Annotated in this window: 21 protein-coding genes, 1 tRNA gene and 1 riboswitch; of the genes, 17 read left to right on the top strand and 5 right to left on the bottom strand. The window is 67.1% G+C overall.

Features of this window, described 5'->3' with window-relative positions; genetic code table 11:
• Positions 1–67: 67 nt before the first annotated feature.
• Positions 68–154 (bottom strand) — tRNA-Leu (locus U1H82_RS09875).
• A 105-nt stretch (positions 155–259) separates the two neighbouring features.
• On the opposite strand from U1H82_RS09875, the gene U1H82_RS09870 reads away from it, so the two are divergent.
• The 8 genes from U1H82_RS09870 to U1H82_RS09835 all read left to right on the top strand — a co-directional run bounded on the left by U1H82_RS09870 (position 260) and on the right by U1H82_RS09835 (position 11,177).
• Positions 260–1,192, top strand: coding sequence for a complex I NDUFA9 subunit family protein (locus U1H82_RS09870; RefSeq protein ID WP_322964754.1), 933 nt, complete (start codon positions 260–262; stop codon positions 1,190–1,192).
• A gap of 82 nt (positions 1,193–1,274) precedes the next feature.
• The gene (locus U1H82_RS09865) at positions 1,275–2,084 is read left to right on the top strand and encodes an undecaprenyl-diphosphate phosphatase (protein WP_322964753.1); all 810 of its coding nucleotides are present in this window, start codon (positions 1,275–1,277) and stop codon (positions 2,082–2,084) included.
• A gap of 153 nt (positions 2,085–2,237) precedes the next feature.
• Positions 2,238–3,689 (top strand): NAD(P)-dependent oxidoreductase, encoded by a 1,452-nt coding sequence (locus U1H82_RS09860; protein ID WP_322964752.1) that lies wholly within the window; start codon positions 2,238–2,240, stop codon positions 3,687–3,689.
• Positions 3,689–4,243 (top strand): DUF2059 domain-containing protein, encoded by a 555-nt coding sequence (locus tag U1H82_RS09855; RefSeq protein ID WP_322964751.1) that lies wholly within the window; start codon positions 3,689–3,691, stop codon positions 4,241–4,243. Before U1H82_RS09860 ends, U1H82_RS09855 begins: the two co-directional genes overlap by 1 nt.
• Before the next feature lie 13 nt (positions 4,244–4,256).
• Positions 4,257–8,777 carry a glutamate synthase large subunit gene (gltB, locus tag U1H82_RS09850; RefSeq protein ID WP_322964750.1) on the top strand — a complete coding sequence of 1,507 codons (4,521 nt, stop codon included), beginning with the start codon at positions 4,257–4,259 and terminating at the stop codon, positions 8,775–8,777.
• 262 nt (positions 8,778–9,039) lie between these two features.
• On the top strand, positions 9,040–10,119 hold the full coding sequence (locus U1H82_RS09845; protein WP_322964749.1) for an AI-2E family transporter: 1,080 nt from the start codon (positions 9,040–9,042) through the stop codon (positions 10,117–10,119).
• Positions 10,120–10,240: 121 nt separating this feature from the next.
• The gene (locus tag U1H82_RS09840; protein WP_322964748.1) at positions 10,241–10,795 is read left to right on the top strand and encodes an OmpA family protein; all 555 of its coding nucleotides are present in this window, start codon (positions 10,241–10,243) and stop codon (positions 10,793–10,795) included.
• A 40-nt stretch (positions 10,796–10,835) separates the two neighbouring features.
• Positions 10,836–11,177 carry a hypothetical protein gene (locus U1H82_RS09835; protein ID WP_322964747.1) on the top strand — a complete coding sequence of 114 codons (342 nt, stop codon included), beginning with the start codon at positions 10,836–10,838 and terminating at the stop codon, positions 11,175–11,177.
• Positions 11,178–11,214: 37 nt separating this feature from the next.
• Here U1H82_RS09835 and U1H82_RS09830 read toward each other — a convergent pair whose 3' ends face one another.
• Entirely contained in the window at positions 11,215–12,270 is a 1,056-nt protein-coding gene (locus U1H82_RS09830; RefSeq protein WP_322964746.1) for a threonine aldolase family protein, read from the bottom strand.
• Between the two features lie 44 nt (positions 12,271–12,314).
• Positions 12,315–12,424: riboswitch (SAM-I-IV-variant riboswitch) on the bottom strand.
• A gap of 112 nt (positions 12,425–12,536) precedes the next feature.
• On the opposite strand from U1H82_RS09830, the gene U1H82_RS09825 reads away from it, so the two are divergent.
• Positions 12,537–13,604: a LacI family DNA-binding transcriptional regulator gene (locus U1H82_RS09825; RefSeq protein WP_322964745.1), complete on the top strand. Its 1,068-nt coding sequence runs from the start codon at positions 12,537–12,539 to the stop codon at positions 13,602–13,604.
• A 401-nt stretch (positions 13,605–14,005) separates the two neighbouring features.
• Positions 14,006–15,427 (top strand): sugar porter family MFS transporter, encoded by a 1,422-nt coding sequence (locus U1H82_RS09820; RefSeq protein ID WP_322964744.1) that lies wholly within the window; start codon positions 14,006–14,008, stop codon positions 15,425–15,427.
• A 60-nt stretch (positions 15,428–15,487) separates the two neighbouring features.
• Here U1H82_RS09820 and U1H82_RS09815 read toward each other — a convergent pair whose 3' ends face one another.
• Both U1H82_RS09815 and U1H82_RS09810 read right to left on the bottom strand, forming a co-directional pair.
• Positions 15,488–16,732 carry an ROK family transcriptional regulator gene (locus U1H82_RS09815; protein WP_322964743.1) on the bottom strand — a complete coding sequence of 415 codons (1,245 nt, stop codon included), beginning with the start codon at positions 16,730–16,732 and terminating at the stop codon, positions 15,488–15,490.
• A gap of 162 nt (positions 16,733–16,894) precedes the next feature.
• Positions 16,895–18,097, bottom strand: coding sequence for a PQQ-dependent sugar dehydrogenase (locus U1H82_RS09810; protein ID WP_322964742.1), 1,203 nt, complete (start codon positions 18,095–18,097; stop codon positions 16,895–16,897).
• 175 nt (positions 18,098–18,272) lie between these two features.
• Here U1H82_RS09810 and rimP point away from each other — a divergent pair, with 175 nt between their 5' ends.
• The 6 genes from rimP to rbfA all read left to right on the top strand — a co-directional run bounded on the left by rimP (position 18,273) and on the right by rbfA (position 24,869).
• Entirely contained in the window at positions 18,273–18,851 is a 579-nt protein-coding gene (gene rimP / locus U1H82_RS09805) for a ribosome maturation protein RimP (RefSeq protein WP_322964741.1), read from the top strand.
• On the top strand, positions 18,851–20,473 hold the full coding sequence (nusA, locus tag U1H82_RS09800; protein ID WP_322964740.1) for a transcription termination factor NusA: 1,623 nt from the start codon (positions 18,851–18,853) through the stop codon (positions 20,471–20,473). The genes rimP and nusA overlap by 1 nt, the downstream gene beginning before the upstream one ends.
• Positions 20,473–20,709 carry a tautomerase family protein gene (locus tag U1H82_RS09795; protein WP_322964739.1) on the top strand — a complete coding sequence of 79 codons (237 nt, stop codon included), beginning with the start codon at positions 20,473–20,475 and terminating at the stop codon, positions 20,707–20,709. The genes nusA and U1H82_RS09795 overlap by 1 nt, the downstream gene beginning before the upstream one ends.
• Positions 20,690–21,493, top strand: a complete 804-nt coding sequence (locus U1H82_RS09790; protein ID WP_375339512.1) for a DUF448 domain-containing protein — start codon at positions 20,690–20,692, stop codon at positions 21,491–21,493. Before U1H82_RS09795 ends, U1H82_RS09790 begins: the two co-directional genes overlap by 20 nt.
• Complete coding sequence (gene infB, locus U1H82_RS09785) at positions 21,490–24,360, top strand: translation initiation factor IF-2 (RefSeq protein ID WP_322964738.1); 2,871 nt, start codon at positions 21,490–21,492, stop codon at positions 24,358–24,360. Before U1H82_RS09790 ends, infB begins: the two co-directional genes overlap by 4 nt.
• A 101-nt stretch (positions 24,361–24,461) precedes the next feature.
• Positions 24,462–24,869: a 30S ribosome-binding factor RbfA gene (rbfA, locus tag U1H82_RS09780; RefSeq protein ID WP_322964737.1), complete on the top strand. Its 408-nt coding sequence runs from the start codon at positions 24,462–24,464 to the stop codon at positions 24,867–24,869.
• A 436-nt stretch (positions 24,870–25,305) separates the two neighbouring features.
• On the opposite strand, the gene U1H82_RS09775 is transcribed toward rbfA, so the two are convergent.
• Entirely contained in the window at positions 25,306–25,872 is a 567-nt protein-coding gene (locus U1H82_RS09775; RefSeq protein WP_322964736.1) for a YceI family protein, read from the bottom strand.
• A 69-nt stretch (positions 25,873–25,941) separates the two neighbouring features.
• Between U1H82_RS09775 and U1H82_RS09770 the strand changes: the two genes are divergently transcribed.
• Positions 25,942–26,553 carry a thymidine kinase gene (locus U1H82_RS09770; protein WP_322964735.1) on the top strand — a complete coding sequence of 204 codons (612 nt, stop codon included), beginning with the start codon at positions 25,942–25,944 and terminating at the stop codon, positions 26,551–26,553.
• Positions 26,554–26,559: the final 6 nt, after the last annotated feature.

Raw genomic sequence — 26,559 nt, 5'->3', positions numbered from 1 at the left:
CACGGTGACGTTGGTAGAAAGTCTTGGTTTTCCGCCATTCCCAGGCTCTTGGAGCCTTGGGAAGGAGTGGTGCCCAGAAGAGGACTCGAACCTCCACGACCTTGCGATCGCCAGCACCTGAAGCTGGTGCGTCTACCAATTCCGCCATCTGGGCACGGGGTAGGCCCGCGCCTTTAGGGTAGGGTTCGAATCCTTGTCAACGGCTTTTTTGCGAGGCAAAGGGGCGGTGCACAAAAAAACTTGGCGGATAAGGACGGTCATGACGAACAAGCTGGTGACGCTGATCGGCGGCGGGGGCTTTCTGGGCCGCTATGTCGCACGCGAACTGATGCGCGACGGGACGCGCGTCCGGGTGGCGCAGCGCGATCCGCGCCAAGCCTATTTCCTGCGCACGCAAGGCGGGCTGGGTCAGACCCAGTTCGTGGCCGCCGATATCACCCGGCCGGACACGATCGCCCGCGCGGTCGACGGTGCGGATGCGGTCGTCAATCTGGTCGGCGTGATGGGCGGCAAGATGCAGGCCATCCATGTCGATGGCGCGCGCACCGTGGCGGCGGCGGCGCGGGCCGCCGGGGTGGGGGCGCTGGTCCATGTCTCGGCGATCGGCGCGGATGCCAATGGGCAGGCGGCCTATGCGCGGTCCAAGGGCGAAGGCGAGGCGGCGGTGCGCCAGGCTTTCCCGAACGCCACCATCCTGCGTCCCTCGATCGTGTTCGGACGCGAGGATCAGTTCGTGAACCGCTTTGCGGGCATGGTGTCGGCGCCGATCGTGCCGATCCTGCGCGCGGGCGTGAAGTTCCAGCCGGTCTTTGCGGGCGATGTGGGCGAGGCGGTCGCCGCCGCGCTGCGCGATCCCGAGGCGCATGGCGGCCACATCTATGAACTGGGTGGCCCCGACATACTGTCGATGGGCGAACTGATCCGTTGGATCGCCAAGACGCTGGGGCGCAAGCCCAACTTCGTCGAGCTGCCCGACTTTGCCGGTGCGTTGCTGGCGCGGCTGCCGGGCTCGCCGATCAGCTGGGACCAGTGGCTGATGTTGCAGCAGGACAATGTCGTTGCCGCCGGTGCGCCGGGGCTGGCCGCGCTGGGCGTCACGCCCGAACCGTTGGCGACGGTCGCGCCCGAATATCTGGTCCGTTTCCGCAAGGCGGGTCGGTTCGGGCGGCGGACCGAGACGCTGGCGGCCTGAGTCGCCGCCGGGGCGACGCTTTGTCGTTTCGCTTGCAGCCCCGTCGCCCTATGGCGGCGGGGCTTTTTATTTGGGGACTCGCGTGAACGATCTGATAGCCGCCATCATCCTCGGCATTGTCGAGGGGGTCACCGAATTCCTGCCGGTGTCGTCCACCGGCCACCTCATCCTGGCGGGCGCGCTGCTCGGCTATGACGATGCGCGGTGGCAGATGTTCAATATCGTCATCCAGCTGGGCGCGATCCTGGCGGTGGTCGTCCTCTATTGGCGGACCTTCTGGACGGTCATGGTTGGCCTCGCCAGGCGCGATCCCGGCTCGATCCGCTTCGTGCGCAACCTGCTGATCGCCTTCATCCCCGCCGCCGTCATCGGCGTGCTGGCGAAGAAGCATATCGAGGCGCTGCTGCTCCAACCCAAGGTCGTCGCGGTCGCGCTGATCGTCGGCGGCATCGCGATCCTGGTCATCGAGCGGCTGGTGAAGCCCGGCAATACCCGCGGCATCGCGGCGGTCCCGGCCAAGACCGCGCTCGGCATCGGCTTTCTCCAGTGCCTTGCCATGATTCCGGGCGTCAGCCGCTCGGGCGCGACGATCCTGGGTGCGCTGACCCTGGGTGTCGAGCGGCGCACGGCGGCGGAGTTCAGCTTTTTCCTCGCCATTCCCACCATGCTGGGCGCCAGCGTCGTGGAGACGGCGGGGCATCTCGATGCGATGCGCGCCGGGAACAGCGTCGGCCCCCTCGAAATCGCGATCGGCTTCGTCGTCGCCTTCATCGTCGCGTTGCTGGTGGTGCGCTGGTTCGTCGGTATCGTCGGGCGTCACGGTTTCGGGCCCTTTGCCTGGTATCGAATCGTCGCGGGCAGCCTGGCTCTGGCGTTGCTGACGCTGCATTGATATCAAATCGGACCTATTTTGTTGCGGGTCGATCGCAATAACCGGTCAAGACCGGCAAAAGGGCGTTTTAATAGGTAAGCATAGCTTGCCTATATGTCGATTTTGAGGTGACATAGGGTCGTTCGCGCAATATCCGCATCTTCGGAGGCGCATATGGCGAACGATTCTATGCTGAAGTTTGTAGGCCGCGATCAGGCCTATCCGGCCAAGCGGGCCGCAGAGACCCGCGCGGAGGATTTCCGCGAAATCGCCGAGCGTTATGCGCCCCCGGCGGCCGAGGACCAGGCCGGGCGCTGCTCGCAATGCGGCGTGCCCTATTGTTCGGTGCACTGCCCGCTGCACAATCATATCCCCGACTGGCTGCGCCTGACCGCCGAGGGGCGGCTGCGCGAAGCCTATGAGCTGTCCAACGCCACCTCGACCATGCCCGAGATTTGCGGTCGCATCTGTCCGCAGGACCGGCTGTGCGAAGGCAATTGCGTCATCGAGTTTTCGGGTCACGGCGCGGTCACGATCGGCTCGGTCGAAAAGTTCATCACCGACACCGCCTGGGAAGAAGGTTGGGTCGAGCCGCTGGTGCCGGGGCCGGAGCGGGGCCAGTCGGTCGCGGTGATCGGCGCGGGGCCTGCGGGCCTGACGGCGGCGGAATATCTGCGCGTCTCGGGCTATGAGGTGCATGTCTATGACCGGCACGACCGGGCAGGGGGCTTGCTGACCTATGGCATCCCCGGCTTCAAGCTGGAAAAGCCCGTCGTCATGCGCCGCGTCGAGCGGCTGAAGGCGGGCGGCATCGTTTTCCATGAGGGCTTTGCGGTCGGCGAGGACGCGACGCTGGAGGAACTGCGCCGCCGCCATGACGCGGTGCTGATCGCGACCGGCGTGTACAAGGCGCGCAATGTGGATGTGGACGGTTCGGGCGCGAACGGCGTGATCGCCGCGCTCGACTATCTGACCGCCTCCAACCGCAAGAGCTTCGGCGACACCGTCGAGGCGTTCGAGAGCGGCGCGCTGAACGCGGCGGGCAAGAATGTCGTCGTGATCGGCGGCGGCGACACCGCGATGGACTGCGTCCGCACCGCGATCCGCCAGGGCGCCAAGTCGGTAAAGTGCCTCTATCGCCGCGACCGGGCCAACATGCCGGGCTCGCAGCGCGAAGTGGCCAATGCCGAGGAGGAAGGTGCCGAGTTCGTCTGGCTCTCCGCACCGCTCGGTTTCGAGGGCGGGGACACGGTGACGGGCGTCCGCGCCGCCAAGATGCGCCTCGGTGCGCCGGACGCTTCGGGCCGCCGCGCGCCGGAGGCCGAGCCGGGTGCCGACCATCTGCTGGAGGCGGACATGGTCATCAAGGCACTGGGCTTCGATGCCGAGGATTTGCCGAGCCTGTTCGGCACCGCCGAGCTGGGCGTCAGCCGCTGGGGCACGGTGCTGGTCGATGGCCGCACGCTGATGACCAGCCTGGACGGCGTGTTCGCCGCGGGCGACATCGTGCGCGGCGCCTCGCTGGTGGTGTGGGCGATCCGTGACGGCCGCGATGTGGCCAAGGCGATGCACCAGTGGCTGAAGGCGCGGGCCAAGACCGGCGCGCGCGAGAAGGTGGCCGCGTGATGCGCACGCTTGCTTTCTTGGCGCTGCTGTTGGCCGCGCCGGTCTCGGCGCAGGCTGGCTCGGCTCCGGCGGCGCAAGACGATCCCGAGCGGATCGCGGCGGCCGACGCGCTGATGACCAAAATGGGCCTCGAGCGGCAATATGACCTGATCATGGCCCAGATGATCCCGTTGGCGACCAGCCAGCTGTTCGACGGGCTGGAGCATAACAACCAGATTCCCGCCAAGCTTCGTGAAGCCTTGTCCGATCCAAACCGGATGGCCGCGTTCAAGCGCGACTTTGCCGAGCGTTTCGGTAAGGCGTTTCGGGCGCGTTACCCGGAAATGCGCGCCGCGACCGATCGGGAATACGCGCGCGCCTTCACCACGGCCGAACTGCGCGATCTCGCGGCCTTTTACGGTACGCCGCTGGGCCAGAAGAACCTGGCGGTGATGCCCGAATTGCAACGACGCCTGTTCCCGATGGGCGTGAAGGTCGGTCGCGAAACCGGTGAAGCCGCCATGAAGGCGACGATCGAACATCTAATCCCCGCCGACCAGCGGCCGGCAGCCTGAAGGGGTGACATCCATGACTTTTGAAACCGAAAAGCAGCGCCTCGCCGAGCACGGCATGTACCGCCCCGAGTTCGAGGGGGATGCGTGCGGCGTCGGCATGGTCGCGGCCACCGATGGCCAGCCCTCGCGCCGGGTTGTCCAGTCGGCGATCGATGCGCTGAAGGCGGTGTGGCATCGGGGCGCGGTGGATGCGGACGGCAAGACCGGCGACGGCGCGGGCCTGCACGTCGACCTGCCGCACCGCTTCTTCGACGACGCCATTGCCGCGTCGGGGCACAAGGTGCTGCCCAACCGGTTGGCGGTCGGCATGATCTTCATGCCACGCACCGATCTGGGCGCGCAGGAAACCTGCCGCACCATCGTCGAGAGCGTCATCATCGAGGCGGGCTATACCATCTATGGCTGGCGGCAGGTGCCGGTCGATGTCTCGGTTATCGGGATGAAGGCGCAGGCGACAAGGCCGGAGATCGAGCAGATCATGATCGCCGGGCCGATGCCCGACGAGGTCGATGCCGCCGAGTTCGAGAAGAACCTGTATCTGGTCCGCCGTCGCATCGAAAAGCGGGTGATCGCGGCGCAGATCAGCGGCTTCTATATCTGTTCGCTGTCTTGCCGCTCGATCATCTACAAGGGGCTGTTCCTCGCCGAGAGCCTGTCGGTCTTCTATCCCGACCTGCAGGACCATCGGTTCGAGAGCCGCGTGGCGATCTTCCACCAGCGTTATTCGACCAACACCTTCCCACAATGGTGGCTGGCGCAGCCCTTCCGCTGCCTGGCGCATAACGGTGAGATCAACACGATCCGTGGCAACAAGAACTGGATGCTCAGCCACGAGATCCGCATGGCCTCGATCGCGTTCGGCGACAATTCGGAGGACATCAAGCCGGTGATCCCGGCGGGCGCGTCCGATACCGCAGCACTCGACGCGGTGTTCGAGGCGATCTGCCGCTCCGGCCGCGACGCGCCGACCGCCAAGCTGATGCTGGTGCCCGAGGCGTGGCAGAAGGACCTCGATACGCCCAAGGCGCATGCCGAGATGTACCAGTATCTCGCCTCCGTCATGGAGCCGTGGGACGGTCCGGCCGCCCTCGCCATGACCGATGGCCGCTGGGCGGTGGCGGGCATGGACCGCAACGCGCTGCGCCCGCTTCGCTATACGCTGACCGCCGATGGCCTGCTGATCGTGGGTTCGGAAAGCGGCATGGTCGTGGTGCCCGAAGCCACCATCACCGCCAAGGGACGCCTGGGGCCGGGGCAGATGATCGCCGTCGACCTCGCCGAGGGCCGTCTGTACGACGACCGCGCGATCAAGGACCAGATTTCGGGCGAGCAGGACTATGCCGCAATGATCGGCGAGTTCCTGACCATGGACCAGCTGCCCCAGCCTTCGGAAGACGAGGCGCTGGTGCGGATGCCGCGCGGCGAAATGCTGCGCCGTCAGGTCGCCGCTGGCCAGACCATGGAGGATATGGAGCTGATCCTGTCGCCCATGGCCGAGGGCGGCAAGGAAGCCATCGGCTCGATGGGCGACGACACGCCGCTGGCGGTCATCTCCGACAAGCCGCGCCTCATCAGCCAGTTCTTCCGCCAGAATTTCAGCCAGGTGACGAACCCGCCGATCGACTCGCTGCGGGAACGCTATGTGATGTCGCTCAAGACCCGGTTCGGCAATCTCGCCAACATCCTCGACACCGAGGATCGGCGCGAGCGCGTGCTGGTCCTGCCGTCCCCGGTCCTGACCGGCGCCGACTGGCACCGGCTGAAGACGCATTTCGGGCGTTCGGCGGCGGAAATCGACTGCACCTTCGAGGCCGAGGGCGGTCCTGACCGGCTGCGCGCCGCGATCCAGCGCATCCGCAACCAGGCCGAACAGGCGGTGCGCGAAGGGCGCTCCGAGCTGTTCCTGACCGACGAGCATGTCTCTGAAGATCGGGTCGCCATCGCGGGCGTGCTGGCGGCGGCGGCGGTGCACACGCATCTCGTCCGCCGGGGTCTGCGCTCCTATGCGTCGATCAACGTCCGCTCGGCCGAATGTCTCGACACGCATTATTATGCGGTGCTGATCGGCGTCGGTGCGACCACGGTGAACGCCTATCTGGCCGAAGCCGCGATCGTCGACCGTCATGGCCGTGGCCTGTTCGGCGAGCTGACCATCGAACAATGCCTGACCAACCATCGCACCGCGATCGAGGATGGCCTGCTCAAGATCATGGCCAAGATGGGGATCGCGGTGATCTCCAGCTATCGCGGCGGCTATAATTTCGAGGCGGTCGGCCTGTCCCGCGCGCTGGTCAACGACCTCTTCCCCGGCATGCCCGCCAAGATTTCGGGCGAGGGGTATAACTCGCTGCACTACTCGGCGATGGTCCGTCACGAAGCGGCTTGGGACCAGCATGTCGCGACGCTGCCGATCGGCGGCTTCTATCGCCAGCGCGACGGCGGCGAGACCCATGCCTATTCGGCACAGCTGATGCACCTGTTGCAGACGGCGGTCGCGACCGACAGCTATTCGACCTATCTGCAATTCGCGCGCGGCGTCGGCGACCTGCCGCCGGTCTATTTGCGCGATCTGCTCCAGTTCAACTTCCCCAGCGAGGGTGTGGCGGTCGATCAGGTCGAGGCGATCACCGAAATCCGCAAGCGTTTCGTGACGCCGGGCATGTCGCTGGGCGCGTTGAGCCCGGAAGCGCATGAGACGCTGGCGATCGCGATGAACCGGATCGGTGCGAAGGCCGTGTCGGGCGAGGGCGGCGAGGACAAGCTGCGTTACCAGCCTTACGACAATGGCGACAACGCCAACTCGACGATCAAGCAGATCGCGTCCGGCCGCTTCGGCGTGACGGCGGAGTATCTGAACGCCTGCGACGAGATCGAGATCAAGGTCGCGCAGGGTGCCAAGCCCGGCGAGGGCGGGCAGCTGCCCGGCTTCAAGGTGACCGAGTTCATCGCCAAGCTGCGCCATGCGACGCCCGGCGTGACCCTCATCTCGCCGCCGCCGCACCACGACATCTACTCGATCGAGGATCTCGCGCAGCTCATCTATGACTGCAAGCAGATCAATCCGCGTGCCCGCGTCTGCGTGAAGCTCGTCTCATCGGCGGGCATCGGCACGGTCGCCGCAGGCGTCGCCAAGGCGCATGCTGACGTCATCCTGGTGTCGGGCCATGTCGGCGGCACGGGCGCTTCGCCCCAGACCTCGATCAAGTACGCCGGTACGCCCTGGGAAATGGGCCTGTCGGAGGTCAACCAGACGCTGACCCTCAACGGTCTGCGCGGGCGTATCCGCCTGCGTGCGGACGGTGGCCTGAAGACCGGGCGCGATATCGTGATTGCCGCGATCCTGGGTGCGGAAGAGTTCGGTATCGGCACGCTGTCGCTGGTGGCGATGGGCTGCATCATGGTGCGCCAGTGCCATAGCAACACCTGCCCGGTCGGCGTCTGCGTGCAGGACGAACGCCTCCGCGCCAAGTTCACTGGCACGCCGGAAAAGGTCATCAACCTGATGACCTTCATCGCCGAGGAAGTCCGCGACATCCTGGCGCGGCTCGGCGTGCGCTCGCTGGACGAAGTGATCGGGCGCACCGAGCTGCTGCGGCAGGTCAGCCGCGGGGCCGAGCATCTCGACGATCTCGACCTCAACCCGGTGCTGGCCAAGGTCGATGCGACCGACGCCGAGCGGCGGTTCAGCCTGTCGACCTTCCGCAACGAAGTGCCCGACAGCCTGGATGCGCAGATCATCAAGGATGCGAGCGCCGTCTTCTCGCGCGGCGAGAAGATGCAGCTGACCTATTCGGTGCGCAACACCCACCGCGCGGTCGGCACGCGGCTGTCTTCGGAGATCACGCGGAAATTCGGCATGAGCAAGCTGGCCGATGGGCACGTCACCGTGCGGCTGCGCGGGTCGGCGGGCCAGTCGCTGGGCGCGTTCCTGTGCAAGGGCGTGACGCTGGAAGTGTTCGGCGATGCCAATGACTATGTCGGCAAGGGCCTGTCGGGCGGCACGATCATCGTCCGCCCGGCGGTCAGCTCGCCGCTGGCCAGCCAGAACAACACGATCATCGGCAACACCGTCCTCTACGGCGCAACCTCGGGCAAGCTGTTCGCGGCGGGCCAGGCGGGCGAACGTTTCGCGGTGCGCAATTCGGGCGCGACCGTGGTGGTCGAGGGCTGCGGCGCGAATGGCTGCGAATATATGACCGGCGGCGTCGCGGTGGTGCTGGGTCAGGTCGGCGCGAACTTCGGCGCGGGCATGACCGGCGGCATGGCGTTCATCTATGACGCCGAGGACCGCTTCGCCCGCCGCGCCAACCCCGAGAATATCGTGTGGCAGCGCCTGGCCTCCGCCCATTGGGAAGGTGTGTTGCGCGACCTGATCGAACAGCACGCCGCCGCGACCGACAGCAAATGGTCGAAGGGGCTGCTGGAGGACTGGGACCGCGTCGCCGGGCATTTCTGGCAGGTCTGCCCCAAGGAAATGCTGACCCGTCTGGCCCATCCGCTGGACGATTCGGTCGAGGCGGTCGCGGCAGAGTAAGGTATAATCCTCCCCGGTACGGGGAGGGGGACCATGCGAAGCATGGTGGAGGGGTGTCGCCCTATCGAGAGCGCGACACCCCTCCGTCAGCCCTTCGGGCTGCCACCTCCCCTTGCAGGGGAGGAATAACACCATTCCCAACCTCCATTTAGCCTGGGCGATGGGCGTGGCCTCTGACTTCGCTCTGGCCGAACAGCCCGCGATTACGGAACCGTTGCAGCAACGTGACGGTTGGGGCGCGATGCAAAGAGGGGACGGCAGCATGACCATCGATCGCCAGCGGATCGAACGGGGAGGGTTCATCCTCTTCCTCGCGCTCATCACCGTGGCGTTGGTGGCGGTCGTCTCCAGCTTTCTGGTGGCGCTGCTCTGGGCGGGGCTGGCGGCGATCCTGTTCCGGTCGCTGTTCCACTGGCTGGTCGACCGGACCGGCGGGCGGCGCAATCTGGCGGCGGGGCTCACCATGCTGATCATCACCTTCGCGGTGGTGGTGCCGACCCTGTTGATCGGCAGCATGGTCGTCGACCAGGCGAGCGGCGTGTATATGAAGATGCGCAGCGGCCAGATCGACTTCGCGCAATATTTCCAGCAGGTGCGCGACGCCCTGCCGACCCGCCTGCGCCAGGCGATGGACCATTCGGGCATCGACAGTTTCGAAGGGCTGCAATCGCGTATCTCGCGTACGCTGAGCAGCAGCGTCAGCCAGATCGCGACCCAGGCGCTGTCGATCGGCCGCAACGCCTTTGCCTTTGCGCTGGCCTTTGGCGTCGGCCTGTACGTCGCCTTCTTCCTGATCCGCGACGGCGACCGGCTGGGACCAGCGTTCGTCCGTGCATTACCGCTGGAGCGGGGTGTCGCGACGCGGCTGGTCGACACCTTCGTCGCCGTCGTCCGCGCGACGATCAAGGGGTCGGTCATCGTCGGGCTGGTGCAGGGCGCGCTGGGGGCGATCACCTTCTGGATCGTCGGGGTGCCCGCCGCGCTGCTCTGGGGTGTGTTGATGGCGATCGCGGCGCTGCTGCCCGCGATCGGCCCGGCGATCATCTGGGGGCCGGTCGCCATCTATCTGCTGGCGACGGGCGCGATCTGGCAGGGGGCGGTGGTCGTCGCCTCGGGCGTGCTGGTCATCGGGCTGGCCGACAATATCCTGCGCCCTATCCTGGTCGGGCGCGACACCGGGCTGCCCGACTGGATCGTGTTGCTGACCACGCTGGGCGGGATCGAGATGCTCGGCCTGAGCGGCATCGTCGTCGGCCCGGTGGTCGCCGCGCTGTTCCTGGCGGGCTGGCGCATCCTGAGCGAGGAGCGTGGCGTCGCGCTGGCTGAGGCCGAAACCGCCTAGACGCACTGGCTCATTCCGGACCGTCTTTGCCCGTAAAGCCTGTTTGCGCTGCAACATCGCGCTCCCTATGGTCCGCGCCCGGCGGGCCGGCCGGGGGGATCGGGCCGGATGATGGGGTAGCATGATGCGATTGCGTTTGGGGGCCTGGACACTGACGGCCGGGCTCGGCTGTATGCTGGCGGGTTGCGGCGGTGGCGACGATGTGGCGCGCCAGGCGGGGGCCAATGGGGCCTCGATCGAAATGCCGGTGCCCGCGCCGTCGCCCTCGAAGATACCCGCCAAATCCGACAGCCTGCCCGGCGAGATCGCCGCCAATCCGGGTGCCAGCCTGACCACTATCGGCTTTCCACAAGGCGGCGCGGGGCTGAACGATGCGGCGAAAGCGGCGCTCGACCGGCTGGCGGCCGATCCTGCGACCAAGGGTGACAGCCTGATCTTGCGCGGTCATTCGGACAGCGAAGGCGATGACGCGGCCAATCGCATCACGTCGCGCAAGCGGGCCGAGGCGGTGCGCGACTATCTGGCGCGCAAGGGCCTCGACCGCGCCCGGATGCGCGTCATCGCGCTGGGCGAAACCCGCCCCATCGCACCCAATGCCAAGCCCGACGGCAGCGACGACAGCGCAGGCCGGGCGCGCAATCGCCGGGTGGAGATCGAGCTGGACCGCGCCAGCTAAGCCGATTGCCGACCCTCCATGCCGGTCGTAAGGCCATGCGATGGCCAAGGGTGATCGACTGGCGCGGCTCGACGCGCACCGCGAAGACATGGAAGGCGAATATCGCGAGGCGCTGATCGCCGCGTTGCGGACGACGGCGGCGGGCAAATGGGGCCTGTTCGACCATCGCAAGGACAAGGCGGCCCGCGCGGCAGCGAAGCCGGTCGTCGCCCAGCTGACCGAGATGGGCGACGAGATCGACGCGGCCCGAGCGCAGCTGGGCCTGCCCCCCTTTGCGCTCCACGCCGAATTCCTCGCCTCGCGCGGGCCAGTGGGACCGGAAGCGGTGGGCGAACCGAAGCAGGCCCAGGCCTGGCTCGATCGGCTGACGGCGGAGGGATGAGTATATTCCTCCCCTTGCAGGGGAGGAATATTCGCCCTTACGCCGCCTGTAACGCCTCCATCGCGACCGCCGCGATGTCGTCGCCCAGCTGGTCGACCCGTGCGGGGTCGGCGTCCCAGGCGAACATGAACCGCGCGCCGCCGCCGATGAAGGTGTAGAAGCGCCAGCCGCGTGCCCGCAGGCCGTCGAGCACCGCAGGCGGGGCGCTCAGGAACACGGCATTGGCCTCGACCGGGAACATCGGCGCGATACCGGGCAGGCCGGCTACCCGCGCCGCCAGTCTTTGCGCACAGGCATTGGCGTGCGCCGCGTTGGTCAGCCAGGCGCCGGTGTCGAGCATCCCGATCCAGGGCGCGGCGAGGTAGCGCATCTTGGAGGCCAGCTGCCCCGCCTGCTTGCAGCGATAGTCGAAATCCTCGGCCAGCACGGGGTCGAAGAACAGGATCGCCTCGCCGACCGCCATGCCGTTCTTGGTCCCGCCGAAGCACAGCACATCGACCCCTGCGCGCCACGTCATGTCGGCGGGCGAGCAGCCCAGCGCCGCGCACGCATTGGCGAAGCGCGCCCCGTCCATGTGCAGCCGCAGGCCCAGCTCGCGGCACACCGCCGACAGCGCATGGATTTCGGCCAGCGTATAGACCTGGCCCGTCTCGGTCGGCTGGGTGATGGTGACCGCGCGCGGCTTGGGGAAGTGGATGTCCGACCGGCCGGTGGCGAGCGCGCGCACCGCGTCCGGGGTCAGCTTGCCGTCCTCGGTCTGCGCGACGAGCAGCTTCGATCCGTTGGAGAAGAACTCCGGCGCGCCGCATTCGTCGGTTTCGACATGCGCCGACGCCGAGCAGATGACGCTGTGATAGCTCTGGCAGAGCGCGGCCAGCGCCAGCGAGTTGGCCGCCGTGCCGTTGAAGGCGAAGAACACCTCGCACTTGGTCTGGAACAGGGTGCGGAAGGCGTCGGCGGCGCGGTCGGTATAGGGGTCCTCGCCATAAGCGGGGACATAGCCCTGGTTCGCCTCGGCCATCGCGGCCCAGGCCTCGGGGCAGATTCCGGCATAATTGTCGCTGGCGAACTGTTGAGGAATGACCGCGCTCATCACAAATCCTTCGTGCCTATGACGAGTCGGATGAGGAAAGTGGCGGTTCGTCCCGTTGTTGCCGGTTCGGCCACATCCCTCTCCATTTGGAAAGGCACCACCTTGCCGGGAGGCAGGTTGGTGCCGGGCAAAGGCCCGACTCTTGATGCTGGCGCGGCCTTTAGCCGGGGTCGGCACGGTTCGCAAGAGCGCCAACCCACCCGCCTGATATGTTTCGGCCCGCAAAGCATTGCGTATCGGGCCCGAAAGGTGGAAGCGTAGATGATATGAATATCAGGACTTCGCGCCGCGGTAGCAGCGCTCCCACGATCAGCGATGTCGCGCGCGCCGCCGGTGTGTCGTTGATGACCGTTTCGCGCGTCATCAACAACGAGGCCAATGTCCGCCCCGCCACCCGCGAAAAGGTCGAGGCGGCGATCGCGCAGCTCAATTACGCGCCGAACCCGGCGGCGCGCAGCCTGGCGGGCGCGGCGCAGATTCGCATCGGCATGCTCTACAGCAATCCCAGCCAGGGATTCCTGAGCGAATTCCTGCTCGGCACGCTGGACCAGGCGTCGCGGCTCGACGTGCAGATGGTGGTCGAGAAATGCGAGATCGGCGACCATGAGGTGGAGGTGGCGCGCCACCTGATCGCGGGCGGGATCGATGGCGTCGTCCTGCCGCCGCCCTTGTGCGAGGCGGAGGCGGTGCTGTCGCTGTTGCGTGAGGCGGGGGTGCCCGCCGTGGTCGTGGCGACCGGCCGCGCGCCCGAGGAAATGCCCGAGTCGGCCATGGCCGTGCAGATCGACGACCGCGCGGCGGCCGAGGAAATGACGCGCCATGTCATGACCCTGGGGCATCGCCGGATCGGCTTCATCTGCGGCAACCCCAATCTGACCGCCAGCGCGCGGCGTTACGAGGGGTTCCGCGCCGCGCTGGAGGCGGTCGGCGTGCCGTTCGACGAGGATCTGGTCGCGCCGGGCCTCTATACCTACCGCTCCGGGCTGGACGCGGCCGAGCGGCTGCTCGATCTGGCCGAGCCGCCGACCGCGATCCTGGCGTCGAACGACGACATGGCGGCGGCGACGGTGGCGGTGGCGCATCGCCGGGGGCTCGACGTGCCGAGCGACCTGACCGTCTGCGGCTTCGACGACACCACGCTGTCGACGACGATCTGGCCCGAACTGACCACCATTCACCAGCCGATCGCCGACATGGCGCGCGCGGCGGTCGAGATGATGGCGACCGTCATCCGCCAGAAGAACGCCGAGCCGCCCGCGCACCGGATGCTGGATTACAGCCTGATCCGCCGCCAGTCGGATGCCGCACCGCGCCGCAGGCCGCGCGGGATTTAGGGAGTAGTTCTTCCCTCGCCCCTCGCAGAGGGGAGAGGGTTGCGCAGACTTGGGCTTTGCGTGAGCAAAGTCCTAGTCGGAGCTGGGTGAGGGGTGAGCGCGCAGAGCGCGCGCGAGCCTTCAGGCTCGCTCGACCCCTCACCCAAGCTGCGCTAGCCAGCCAAGCTGGCAAGCTCCGCTATCCCTCTCCCCTATCCAGGGGCGAGGGGAAGAGAGTTTGCTCCCGGAACGGCGGTTGGCGCTCTCTGGCGAAGTGGGACGAACCGTGTGCGCACCCGCTTGACGGCGCGATGTTTTAAGATAGCGTTACCATCATGGCTGGCCGTGCATCTTGCCCGGTGACAGGACAGTGTCGTGCGGATAGGCCAAGATGCCACGCACGGATCAGGAGAGGGCCGGAAGTGACCGACACAAGGGGATTGGACGCGGCACGCGTCAATCATGGTTTCATCGCCGCGATCGTCGTTGTCGCGACCATCGGCGGTTTCATGTTCGGCTATGACTCAGGGGTCATCAACGGCACCCAGAAGGGGCTGGAGGCGGCGTTTGACCTCGGCCGTCTGGGCGTCGGCGTCAATGTCGGCGCGATCCTGGTCGGCTCGGCGATCGGCGCGTTCGGCGCGGGGCGCCTGGCCGATGCGATCGGCCGCCGCAACGTCATGATGCTCGCCGCCGGACTGTTCCTGGTCAGCGCCTTGCTGGCGGGCGCCGCCGGCAGCTCGGCGATCTTTATCTTCGCACGCATCATCGGCGGTCTGGGCGTCGGCGCGGCCAGCGTCATCTCGCCCGTCTATATCTCCGAAGTGACCCCGGCCTCGATTCGCGGCCGACTGTCGAGCGTGCAGCAGGTGATGATCATCACCGGCCTGACCGGCGCGTTCGTCGCGAACTTCGCGCTCGCCCGTTATGCCGGTGGCTCGACCGCCGAATTCTGGCTGGGTTTCCCCGCCTGGCGCTGGATGTTCTGGCTTCAGGCGATCCCGGCGGCGATCTATTTCGCGGCGCTGACCATCATCCCGGAAAGCCCGCGCTTCCTGGTCGCCAAGGGCCGCGATGCCGAGGCGCACACCGTCCTGACCAAGCTGTTCGGCGAGGGTGAGGCGACCCGCAAGGTGGCCGAAATCCGCGGCTCGCTCGCCTCCGACCAGCATAAGCCCAAGCTGTCCGACCTGATCGACAAGACGACCGGCAAGATCCGCCCGATCCTGTGGGCGGGCATCGGCCTGGCCATCTTCCAGCAGCTCGTCGGCATCAACGTCGTCTTCTATTATGGCGCGACGCTCTGGGAAGCGGTCGGCTTTTCCGAGGATTACGCGCTCCAGACCAACATCCTGTCGGGCGTGCTGTCGATCGGGGCCTGCCTGTTCACCATCGCGACGGTCGACAAGATCGGGCGCAAGCCGCTGTTGCTGATCGGCTCGGCGGGTATGGCGGTGACGCTGGCGATCGTCGCCTATGCCTTTTCGACCGCCGTCACCGGTGCGAACGGCGCGGTGTCGCTGCCCGGCAATAATGGCATCATCGCGCTGGTCGCGGCGAACCTGTATGTTATCTTCTTCAATGCCAGCTGGGGCCCGGTGATGTGGGTGATGCTGGGCGAGATGTTCCCGAACCAGATTCGCGGATCGGGTCTGGCCGTCTCGGGCTTTGCCCAGTGGATCGCCAATGCCGCCATCTCGGTCAGCTTCCCGGCGCTGGCGGTGTCGCCGGGTCTGAGCATCACCTATTTCGGCTATGCCTTCTTCGCGGCGCTGTCGTTCTTCTTCGTCCGCGCGATGGTCAACGAGACCCGTGGCCGCGAACTGGAAGACATGGCGGGCTGATCGCGATCAGCACCCAACGCCGGACGGGCCCGCTTCCCTCAAGGAGGCGGGCCTTTTCTTTTACCCGCGCCCTGCCTGGACCAGGATCGAGTCGGAGGGCAGCAGCCGGTCCATGAAGGGCAGCATCGCCGCGCCGATCGCGGGGGCATCCTGCGCGGTGCGGGCCGGACGGATGGCGGGGCGGGCGGGCAGCTCGACCCCGGCCAGCGCCTGGCGCAGCCCCTCCGCCAGCCGGTTGAGCAGCCAGCCGGGTAGCCGCCCGCCGATCAGGATCGCATCGGGATCGAACAGCGTCGTCACCGCGACGAAGGGCTGGAGCAAGGCGGCGATCGAATCGACGATCCACTGGTCGAGGACCGCGCACAGCATCGGATCGTCGGCCTCGCCCAACGTCTCGGGGGAATCGAGCGTGTAGCCCGCCGCCTTCAACCGCACCTCCAGTCCCGCCAGCGACACCGTATCCTGCACGATCGCACCGGGCCGCCCCGCCGTCGGGTCGGGCATCAGCCCGATCTCGCCCGACCGGCGATGCGCGCCGCGATGATAGGTCCGGTCGATCACCAGTCCGCCGCCCAGCCCAGCGGTAATCAACAGGTAGAAGAAGCAGGGCATGGCGAAATCATGGTCATGCTGCGCCTCGCCCAGCGCGGCGGCGGCGGCGTCATTGTCGCGGTACATCGGCCAGGGGAGCAGGGGGGCGAGCAAGGCCTCCAGATCGACCCCGACCCAGGCGTCATAGCCCCGCGTCTGGTTGGGCAGTGAGCGGTCGACCCCGTCGGGCATCGCGATGCCGACGCCCAGCACCCGCGACCGATCGACCGCGCCTTCGGCCAAAGCGGGCTCCAGCGTGTCGCGGATAAAGGCCAGCACATCGTCCGGCGTCGCAAAGGCGATCTCGCGCTTCGCCCGCGCGCGGACCGTGCCGCCCAGGTCGAGGATCGCGATGGCCAGATGGTCGCGGTCGATGGTCAGGCCGATGCTGAACGCGCCATCGGGGCACAGCTCGATCCGCAGTGCGGGCTGGCCGCGCCCGCGATGCAGCCGTCCGGCGGTGCGGATCAGCCCCATCTCGATCAGCCGCCCGGTGATGTTGGCGATGGTCGGCGGGGTCAGCCCGGTCTGGTTGGCGATGGCGATCCGCGTCGTCTCGCGGTGCGAGCGGATGACCTGGAGCACGGTGCGCAGGTTATAGTCGCCCGCGCGTTCCAGATTGGTGCCGGACATACCGCGCGACAATCGCGAGTCGCGCGAATGCGCCTCGACGGCAGGCCCCCGCTCGGGCGGCATGGGCTGCTGCGGTCGCATATCGTTCGTCTCCCTTGGGTGGAGCGAACTCGGGTCGCCCGTCTTTGCCCGCAGGATCGGCGCGTGCGACGGGGAAGGTCAAGACCTATTGTGGGACCAGACCATACCGCCCCGGCACATTGGTTCTATTTTCAAGGCGTTGTGCCGGGGCAGAGGGCGGGGTCAGGCGGGCGTCAGCTTGATCAGCCGTCCTTGCGAATCACCGCCATCCTCCAGGACATAGATGGCGCCGTCGGGGCCCTGTTCGACCTCGCGGATGCGTGCGCCCATGTCCCACTGATCGCCCTTGGTGGCATCGGTGCCGTTCAGGTCGACGCGGATCAACGCCTTGCTCGACAGGCCGCCGATAAAGGCGTCGCCGCGCCATTGCGGGAAGAGCGAACCCGAATAGATCATCAGCCCGCCCGGCGAGATCACCGGATTCCACCAGACCTTGGGCGCCTCATAGCCGTCGCCTGGCCGGTGGTCGGGAATGTCGCGGTCGTCATAATGCGACCCGTTGGACGCATTGGGCCAGCCATAGTTGCGGCCCGGCAGGATCAGGTTCAGCTCGTCGCCGCCCTTGGGCCCCATTTCCTGCTGCCACAAATTGCCAGCACCATCGAAGGCGATCCCGAGCAGATTGCGATGGCCATAGGACCAGACCGCCGGGTCGAATCCTTGCGCGGCCAGCGGATTGCCGGGGGCTGGCTGGCCGTCCGGGGTGAGGCGCAACACCTTGCCCAAAGTCGCCTTGGGGTCCTGCGCAGGGGTGAATTTCTGGCGGTCGCCGGCGGTGAAGAACAGATATTGGCCGTCGGGTGAGAAGGCGATGCGCCCCGAATAATGGCCGTCGCCGGTGACGGCGGGGCTGGCGGCCCAGAGCGTTTCAATCCCCGTCAGCTGCGCAGCACCGTTCGCTTCCTGCAAGCGGCCGCGCGCCAGCACGACATGCTTGCCGCCCTCGGCGGCGGCCGAATAGCTAAAATAGACGCGGCCCGACTGGGCGAAATCGGGGGCGAGGACTACGTCCATGAGGCCGCCCTGGCCCGCCGAATCGACCGTGATCCGCGCAATCGTCTGGCGCGCCTGGCCGTCCGCGCTGACCAGCAGCATCCGGCCGTCCTTCTCGGTCACGAGCATCCGCCGGTCGGGCAGGAAGGTCATCGCCCAGGGCGCGTCGAAATCGGCGATGACCGTCCGGCCAAAGGGCTGGCCGTTCACGACGGTTGCGGGCGGCGTCGCCGTAGCGGACGGGGAAGGCGAGGGTGTGGCGCCGGGCGTCACCGTCACCGGGGGGGCGTTGCCCGTTTCGTCAGGACCGGGGCCATTGCCCGAACAGGCGATCAGTGCCACCGGCAAGGCGGCAAGCAACGGCAATTTCATTATATACTCTCCCGGTAGGGCCCCTGACCGGCCCGATAGGCCGACAACGCCTTGGCATGGATGCTTGTTTCGTGCGTGGTTCCTGTGTATAGACTGGCGCATTCTCTTACATCGTCGGGTGAAAGAGGCTGCGGGACGGGTTCCGCGGCAGCGCACCGGCACATCTGGAGCTTTCATGGCGGACATCGCCCTTCTGACGCAACTCATCGAACCCGAGGCCAAGGCGCTCGGTTTCAAGCTCGTGCGCGTGAAGATGTATGGCGGCACGTCGGACCCCACGCTTCAGGTGATGGCCGAGCGTCCTGACACGCGCCAGCTCAACATCGACGATTGCGCCGACCTGTCGCGCCGCATCTCGGACGTGATGGACGCGCTGGAGGCCGAGGGCCGCGATCCGATCGACCATGCCTACCGGCTGGAGGTTTCCTCGCCCGGTATCGACCGCCCGCTGACTCGGCTGAAGGACTTCGCCGACTGGGCGGGGCATGAAGCGCGGATCACGCTGGCCGAGAAGCTGAACGGCCGCAAGCAGTTCAAGGGCGATCTTGCCGGGGTCGAGGGCGACAATGTCATCATCGTCGACGGGGAAGAGGTTCGCCACGAACTGCCCTTCGCCGCGATCGAGGACGCCAAGCTCGTCATGACCGACCGGCTGATCGCCGCGACGGTGCCGCTGTCTCCCGAAGGCGCGGAAGAGGTTTATTATCAGGACGCGCCCGAACAGGACGGCGCCACCACGGAAGGACGGCACTGATGGCTACCGCCATTTCCGCCAACAAGGCGGAACTGATCGCGATCGCGAATGCGGTCGCCTCGGAAAAGATGATCGACAAGGGCATCGTCATCGAGGCGATGGAGGACGCGATCCAGCGCGCCGCCCGCGCCCGCTATGGTGCCGAGAACGACATCCGCGCGAAGCTCGATCCCAACTCGGGCGATCTGCGTCTGTGGCGCGTCGTCGAGGTGGTCGAGCAGGTCGACGACTATTACAAGCAGATCGATCTGAAGGGTGCCGAGAAGCTGCAAAAGGGTGCCGCGATCGGCGACTTCATCGTCGATCCCCTCCCCCCGATCGAATTCGGCCGCATCGCGGCGCAGGCGGCCAAGCAGGTCATCTTCCAGAAGGTCCGCGACGCCGAGCGCGACCGTCAGTATGACGAGTTCAAGGACCGTCAGGGCGAGATCATCACCGGCGTCGTCAAGCGCGTCGAGTTCGGCCACATCGTCGTCGACCTGGGCCGTGCCGAGGGCGTGATCCGTCGCGACCAGCAGATCCCGCGCGAAGTCGTCCGCGTGAACGACCGCATCCGCTCGCTGATCCTGAACGTGCGCCGCGAAAACCGTGGGCCGCAGATCTTCCTGAGCCGGGCGCATCCCGACTTCATGAAGAAGCTGTTCGCGCAGGAAGTGCCCGAAATCTATGACGGCATCATCGAGATCAAGGCCGCCGCGCGCGATCCGGGCAGCCGCGCCAAGATCGGCGTGATCTCGCACGACTCGAGCATCGATCCGGTCGGCGCCTGCGTCGGCATGAAGGGCAGCCGCGTGCAGGCCGTCGTGCAGGAAATGCAGGGCGAGAAGATCGACATCATCCCCTGGTCGCCCGACACCGCGACCTTCGTGGTGAACGCGCTCCAGCCCGCCAATGTCAGCCGCGTCGTGATCGACGAGGAAGAGGACCGGATCGAGGTCGTCGTCCCCGACGATCAGCTGTCCCTCGCCATCGGTCGTCGCGGCCAGAATGTCCGCCTCGCCAGCCAACTGACCGCCAAGGCGATCGACATCCTGACCGAGGCCGATGCCTCCGAGAAGCGCCAGAAGGAATTCGTCGCGAATTCCGAGATGTTCCAGAACGAGCTGGACGTGGACGAGACGCTGGCCCAGCTGCTGGTCGCCGAAGGCTTCGGCGCGCTGGAAGAGGTCGCCTATGTCGAACTCGACGAACTGGCCGCGATCGAGGGCTTCGACGAGGACCTGGCGCAGGAACTGCAGAGCCGTGCGCAGGAAGCGCTGGACCGCCGCGAACAGGCCGCCCGCGACGAGCGTCGTGGTCTGGGCGTCGAGGACGCGCTGGCCGAAATGCCGTATCTGACCGAGGCGATGCTGGTCACGCTGGGCAAGGCGGGCATCAAGACGCTCGACGATCTCGCCGACCTCGCGACCGACGAACTGGTCGAGAAGAAGCGCGCCGAGCCGCGTCGTCGTGGCGACGATGCCCCGCGTCCCGCCCCCAAGGGCGGCATCCTGGCCGAATATGGTCTGAGCGACGAGCAGGGCAACGAGATCATCATGGCCGCGCGTGCGCACTGGTTCACCGATGAGGACGAACCCGCTGCCGACACGACCGAGGCGCAGGCGGAGGGCGACGAAGCCTGATGCCGTTCGTCTCGATCCGTCTGGCGGGCACCGCCTCCAAGCAGCAAAAGGCCGAGATCGTCGCCGACGTGACTCGTTCGCTGGTGGAGCGGCTGGGCAAGAACCCGGCCGCCGTCCAGATCGTGATCGAGGAGGTCTCCACCGAAAATTACGGCGCGGGCGGTCAACTGATCGCCGACCGTGATGCACCCACCTCTAGCCCCCCGGGAGACGCGCATGCGGAACCGGGACAATGAGCGCGCTGGCGTAAACAGCGCTCCGGCCAAGAAGGGCCGGAGCCCCAGAGAGTCCGCGAAGGCGGCCCGCGATTCGATCGACGGGCCGGTTCGCCGCTGCATCCTGTCGGGCGAGCATGACGCGCGCCCGCACCTGATCCGTCTGGCGCTGGCGCCCGACGGGCGGGTGCTGCCCGATGTCCGCGCGAAAGCGCCGGGGCGGGGCGGCTGGATCGGCGTGACCCGTGCCGAGCTGGAAACGGCGATCGCCAAGGGCAAGTTGAAGGGGGCACTGGCGCGCGCGTTCAAGACGGGCGAGTTTGCGATTCCCGACGACCTGCCCGATCTCATCACCGCCGCGCTGGAGCGCAACGCGCTCGATCGGCTGGGACTCGAGTCGCGCTCTGGCATGCTGCTAACGGGATCGGACAAGATCGCGACGGCGGCCCGCTCGGGCCAGTTGCACGCACTGTACCACGCCGCCGATGCCAGCGACGACGGCTGTCGCAAGCTGGCGCAGGCGTGGCGCGTGGGATCGGACCGCGAAGGTTCCGATCTCAAGGGGTTGGCACTGCCCGCCACACGCCCCATATTGTCAATGGCGTTGGGCCGCGAAAATGTGGTACACATCGGCCTGACAGATCGTAACGCGGCAAAGCGGGTGAGCGAAGCGCTCGACCGCTGGCTGCATTTTATCGGACCCGACCCTGTGGCAACGCCTTGCGAAACGGCCTCGCAAGGCGCATCGGCGTCCGACATTACCGGTGACCGAACGGCCGTGACCGTACACGAGGATTTTGAGTGAGCGAGACCGACAACGACAAGCCGAAACTCGGGATGCGCCAGCCTTTGGGGCTGAAGCGCACGGTCGAGACCGGCAAGGTGAAGCAGAGCTTCAGCCACGGCCGCTCGAACACCGTGATCGTCGAGACGAAGCGCCGTCGCGTCCTGGGCCCGCAGGGTGGTGCACCCGAGGCGGCCGCCCCCGCGCCGACTCCGGCCCCGGCTCCGGCCGCCCCTGTGGCGGCGGCGCCGGTCGCCCCGTCGCGCCCCGTTCCGTCGAACGAGACGGCGCAGGAGCGTCAGGCCCGTCTGCTGCGTGAGGCCGAGGAACAGCGCCTCGCCATGCAGGAAGAGATGCGCCGCCGCGAGGACGCCGAGCGTCAGCAGCGCGCCGAGGACGAGCGTGCGCGCGCCGAGGAACGTGCCCGTGCCGAGGCGGAAGCCGCCGCGGCCGCCGCTGCGCCTGCGCCCGCTCCGGAGCCGACCCCGGCACCCGAACCCGTCGCCGAAGCGCCTGCCCAGGCGGAAGCGCCCGCCGCCCCGACCATCTCGGTGCAGCCGCGCATGTTCCGCCCGGTCGAGCGGCCGGTGATCCCGGCGCCCGAGCCCAAGGTCGAAGAGCCCGCCAAGGTCGCCGAGGCACCCGCCCCGGCTCCGGCCCCAGCGCCGACGCCCGCACCCGCTCCGGTCGCGGCAAAGCCCGCGCCCGCTCCGGCCCCTGCGCCCACCGTGGCGACGCCGCCGATCCTGGGTCGCGATCCCTCGATGCCCGCGCCGCGCCGCTTCTCGCCGGTGCAGCGTCCGGAAATCCCGAAGCCTGCGCCCAAGCCCGCACCTGCGCCCGCCGCAGCGGCGACACCTGCGGCCAGCGCGCCGAGCAACAACGCCTCCCCCGCTCCGTCGGGTGGCGCACCGCGCTCGATGCCTTCGGGCCAGCCGACGCCGCGCAACGCGCCTCCGGGCCGTCCGCAGCAGCGCGACCGCAAGGGCGACGAGCGTCGCGGCGGCAAGCTGACCGTGACCCGCGCGTTGAACGAGGACGGCGCCCGCGCCCGCTCGCTCGCCGCGCTGAAGCGTGCCCGCGAGAAGGAAAAGCGTGGCTTTGGCGGCCCGCGTGAGCCGCAGGTCAAGCAGGTCCGCGACGTGCAGGTGCCGGAGGCGATCACCGTCCAGGAACTGGCCAACCGTATGGCCGAAAAGGGCGCGGATCTGGTCAAGGCGCTGTTCAAGATGGGCATGCCCGTCACGATGACGCAGACCATCGACCAGGACACGGCCGAACTGCTAGTGACCGAATTCGGCCACAACATCGTCCGCGTCTCCGACAGCGACATCGACCTGGCGCTCGACACCAGCGAGGATGCGGCCGAGAGCCTGCGTCCGCGCCCGCCGGTCGTGACGATCATGGGCCATGTCGACCACGGCAAGACCTCGCTGCTCGACGCGCTGCGCGGCACCGATGTCGTGCGCGGCGAGGCCGGTGGCATCACCCAGCATATCGGCGCCTATCAGGTCACGCTGAAGGACAAGTCGAAGGTCACCTTCCTCGACACGCCGGGCCACGAAGCCTTCACCCAGATGCGCGCGCGCGGTGCCGACGTCACGGATATCGTGGTGCTGGTGGTCGCGGCCGATGACGGGCTGATGCCGCAGACGATCGAGGCGATCAACCACACCAAGGCGGCGGGCAAGCCGATGATCGTGGCGATCAACAAGATCGACAAGCACGACGCCAATGCCCAGCGCGTCCGCGAACGCCTGCTCGAACATGACGTGCAGGTCGAGGATATGGGCGGTGAGACTCAGGACGTCGAAGTGTCGGCGCTCAAGAAGATCGGTCTGGATACGCTGATCGAGAAGATTCAGCTTCAGGCCGAACTGCTCGAACTGTCGGCCAACCCCGATCGTCCGGCCGAGGGCAGCGTGGTCGAGGCCAAGCTGGACAAGGGCCGTGGTCCGGTCGCGACCGTGCTCGTCACGCGCGGCACGCTGAAGGTCGGCGACGTGTTCGTGGTCGGCGCGGAAAGCGGCAAGGTCCGTGCGCTGGTCGACGACAAGGGCCGTCAGGTGAAGGAAGCCGGTCCGGCGATGCCGGTCGAGGTCCTCGGCCTGTCGGGCGTGCCCCAGGCGGGCGACCTGCTGCAGGTCGTAGAGAACGAGGCGCGCGCCCGTGAAGTCGCCGAATACCGCCAGAGCGTGGTGCTGCAGAAGCGCACGACCTCGGCCCCGGCCAGCCTGGAGTCGATGTTCTCGGCGCTGAAGGCGAACCAGGCCAAGGAATATCCGTTGGTCGTGAAGGCGGATACGCAGGGCACGGTCGAGGCGATCGTGGCATCGATCACCAAGATCCAGTCCGATCTCATCAAGGCGCGTATCCTGCACTCGGGCGTCGGTGGCATCACCGAGTCGGACGTGACGCTGGCGGCCGCGTCCGGCGCGCCAATCATCGGCTTCAACGTCCGTGCCAACGCCAAGGCGCGCGAGATCGCCGAGCGGAACAAGGTGGCGCTGAAATATTACGACGTCATCTACGACCTGATCGACGAGATCCGGGCGGGCATGGCCGGTGAGCTTGGCCCCGAGGCGTTCGAAACGGTCGTCGGCCGCGCCGAAATCCGCGAGGTCTTCTCGGCGGGCAAGATCGGCAAGGCCGCCGGTCTGCTGGTCACCGAAGGCGTCATCCGCAAGGCGCTCAAGGCGCGCATCACGCGCAACGACGTCATCATCTACCAGGGCGAGATCAACTCGCTCCGCCGGTTCAAGGACGATGTCGCCGAAGTTCGCGCTGGTCTGGAATGTGGTGTGACGTTCACGCAGAACTTCACCGATATCAAGGCGGGCGACTATCTCGAAACCTTCGAGGTCGAACTGCGCGAGCGTTCGCTCTGATGCGAGTAGGGTGGTGGGATCGTTCCTGCCGCCCGCCTCTGCCGGACATGATCGCGGTCGCCCGTCGGGCGGCCGCGATTTCCGTTTGAAGAAGAACTAACATGGTCCAAGCCAAAAACCCCGCCGAACCCTCGGTCCGCCTGCTGCGCGTCGGCGAGCAGGTGCGTCACATCCTTTCCGAAATCCTCGCGCGCGGCGACGTGCATGACGAGACGCTGGCCAAGCACATGGTCAGCGTGACCGAAGTGCGCATGTCCCCCGACCTGCGCCACGCGACCGTCTTCGTGAAGCCGCTGCTTGGGCGTGACGAAGAGGTGGTCATAAAGGCGCTGCGCACGAATACCGCCTATCTCCAGCGCGAAGTCGCGCACCGGGTGAAGATGAAATATGCCGCGAAGTTGAAGTTCCTGCCGGACGAGAGCTTCGACGAGGGCAGCCATATCGATTCGCTCCTTCGCTCGCCCAAGGTGTCGCAGGATTTGGATGAGGGGGAGTCGTCCGAAGACTGACACCCGCCCGCCGTTCGGCCTGAGCCCTTCGGCTGGCTGGCAAGCCAGCCGCTCAGGATGAACTTCGGCGCTTCCCGCCGAAATCGAAGGTCACGTTTTGACCGTTGGAAAATAGGGTTCGCGCGAAGCCGCGAAGCCGCGAAGCCGCGAAGGTTTTTGGTTCGCGCAGAGGCGCGGAGGACGCAGAGAAGAAGAGCCCTCATCCAATAGGGAACGCCACCCCGGCGAAGGCCGGGGGCCAGTAGCAAAGCGTTGATGGCGCGCCGCGCCAAGGCGTATCCGCCGTAACTGGACCCCGGCCTTCGCCGGGGTGGTGCAGTATGGGGCCGTTTGGCGGAACCCCCTCTGCGTCCTCCGCGCCTCTGCGCGAACCTCATTCAAGCCGTTTCCCTTGGCCTTCGGCTTCGCTCAGGCTGAACGGGGTGAGGGGATGAGCTTATCCCCCGACCGGCATCAAGTCCGCGTCGATCACGATCGTCACCTGCCGCCCGACGATCAGCGGATAGGCGGTCATCCCGAAATCGCGCCGATCGATCCGCGTCGTTGCGGCGATATGGACCGGCTCGCGTCCCGTCATCGCGGTGAAGTCGCGCGAGAAATTGACCGCCAGCGCCGCCGGACGCGTGACACCCCGCGCGGAGATCATGCCTGCTACCGTTGCGCTATGCGGCCCGGTGCGGGTCATGCCGGTCGCGTGGAAGGTCACGCGCGGGTAGTGGTCGACATCGAAAAAGTCCGGCCCGCGCAACCGCGACCGGGTGAGCGCGTCGCCCGCCTCCAGCCCTGCCGCATCGATCCGCACGTCCAGCGTCACCGCCTTGGCATCGCGATCGGACAGCGCGACATGGCCCTCGGTGTGGGGAAAGCGTGCGGTCTTGCTGCCCAGCCCGAAAAAGCCGACCTTGGCCTGCACGCGGGCATGGGCGGGATCGATGGTGTAGCCGATCGCGCCGGTGCCGCTGGCCGAGGCCATGGTCCCCAGCGCCGCGACCACGACGGCCACGAGATTCGCGATTTTCAATCCACCCACCTCATGCTCGAAAAGCGGGCCCCCTTCCGATAAGGGCGGGCGATGGCCAAGCTCTATTTTTACTATGCCAGTATGAATGCGGGCAAATCGACCATGCTGCTGCAGGCCGATTTCAATTATCGCGAGCGGGGGATGAACACGATGCTGTTCACCGCCGCGATCGACGACCGCTTCGCCTATGGCACCATCGCCTCGCGCATCGGCCTGTCGCAGCCCGCGACGCCGTTCCAGGCGACGACCGATCTGGAGGCGTGTGCGCTGGACCGGCATGGTAAGACGCCGCTGGCCTGCATCCTGGTCGACGAGGCGCAGTTCCTGACGCCCGATCAGGTCGACCAGCTGGCGCGGCTGGCCGATGTCCATCGCATTCCGGTGCTGTGTTACGGGCTGCGCACCGACTTCAAAGGGCAGCTTTTCCCCGGTTCGGCGCGGCTGCTGGCGCTGGCCGATGCGCTGAGCGAGATCAAATCGGTGTGCGTCTGCGGGGCGAAGGCGACGATGAATCTGCGTGTCGACGGGCAGGGCAAGGCGATTGCCGAGGGTGCGCAGACCGAGATCGGCGGCAATGACCGCTATGTCGCGCTCTGCCGCCGCCATTTCGGCGAGGCGCTGGCGGGGGAGCCGGTGCTTGAGGGGAAAGCGAAGCCCGACTAACGCCTT

Source organism: Sphingomonas fuzhouensis (genome assembly GCF_034659795.1).
GTDB classification, from domain to species: Bacteria; Pseudomonadota; Alphaproteobacteria; order Sphingomonadales; family Sphingomonadaceae; genus Sphingomonas; species Sphingomonas fuzhouensis.
This window is presented reverse-complemented; position numbering and strand designations above follow the sequence as displayed.

Bases quoted from the DNA above. Each gene is read 5' to 3' on its own strand.
- U1H82_RS09870 (WP_322964754.1), top strand. From the start codon at position 260: ATGACGAACAAGCTGGTGACGCTGATCGGCGGCGGGGGCTTTCTGGGC.
- U1H82_RS09860 (WP_322964752.1), top strand. From the start codon at position 2,238: ATGGCGAACGATTCTATGCTGAAGTTTGTAGGCCGCGATCAGGCCTAT.
- U1H82_RS09855 (WP_322964751.1), top strand. From the start codon at position 3,689: ATGCGCACGCTTGCTTTCTTGGCGCTGCTGTTGGCCGCGCCGGTCTCG.
- gltB (WP_322964750.1), top strand. From the start codon at position 4,257: ATGACTTTTGAAACCGAAAAGCAGCGCCTCGCCGAGCACGGCATGTAC.
- U1H82_RS09845 (WP_322964749.1), top strand. From the start codon at position 9,040: ATGACCATCGATCGCCAGCGGATCGAACGGGGAGGGTTCATCCTCTTC.
- U1H82_RS09840 (WP_322964748.1), top strand. From the start codon at position 10,241: ATGATGCGATTGCGTTTGGGGGCCTGGACACTGACGGCCGGGCTCGGC.
- U1H82_RS09835 (WP_322964747.1), top strand. From the start codon at position 10,836: ATGGCCAAGGGTGATCGACTGGCGCGGCTCGACGCGCACCGCGAAGAC.
- U1H82_RS09830 (WP_322964746.1), bottom strand. From the start codon at position 12,270: ATGAGCGCGGTCATTCCTCAACAGTTCGCCAGCGACAATTATGCCGGA.
- U1H82_RS09825 (WP_322964745.1), top strand. From the start codon at position 12,537: ATGAATATCAGGACTTCGCGCCGCGGTAGCAGCGCTCCCACGATCAGC.
- U1H82_RS09815 (WP_322964743.1), bottom strand. From the start codon at position 16,732: ATGCGACCGCAGCAGCCCATGCCGCCCGAGCGGGGGCCTGCCGTCGAG.
- U1H82_RS09810 (WP_322964742.1), bottom strand. From the start codon at position 18,097: ATGAAATTGCCGTTGCTTGCCGCCTTGCCGGTGGCACTGATCGCCTGT.
- rimP (WP_322964741.1), top strand. From the start codon at position 18,273: ATGGCGGACATCGCCCTTCTGACGCAACTCATCGAACCCGAGGCCAAG.
- nusA (WP_322964740.1), top strand. From the start codon at position 18,851: ATGGCTACCGCCATTTCCGCCAACAAGGCGGAACTGATCGCGATCGCG.
- U1H82_RS09795 (WP_322964739.1), top strand. From the start codon at position 20,473: ATGCCGTTCGTCTCGATCCGTCTGGCGGGCACCGCCTCCAAGCAGCAA.
- U1H82_RS09790 (WP_375339512.1), top strand. From the start codon at position 20,690: ATGCGGAACCGGGACAATGAGCGCGCTGGCGTAAACAGCGCTCCGGCC.
- rbfA (WP_322964737.1), top strand. From the start codon at position 24,462: ATGGTCCAAGCCAAAAACCCCGCCGAACCCTCGGTCCGCCTGCTGCGC.
- U1H82_RS09770 (WP_322964735.1), top strand. From the start codon at position 25,942: ATGGCCAAGCTCTATTTTTACTATGCCAGTATGAATGCGGGCAAATCG.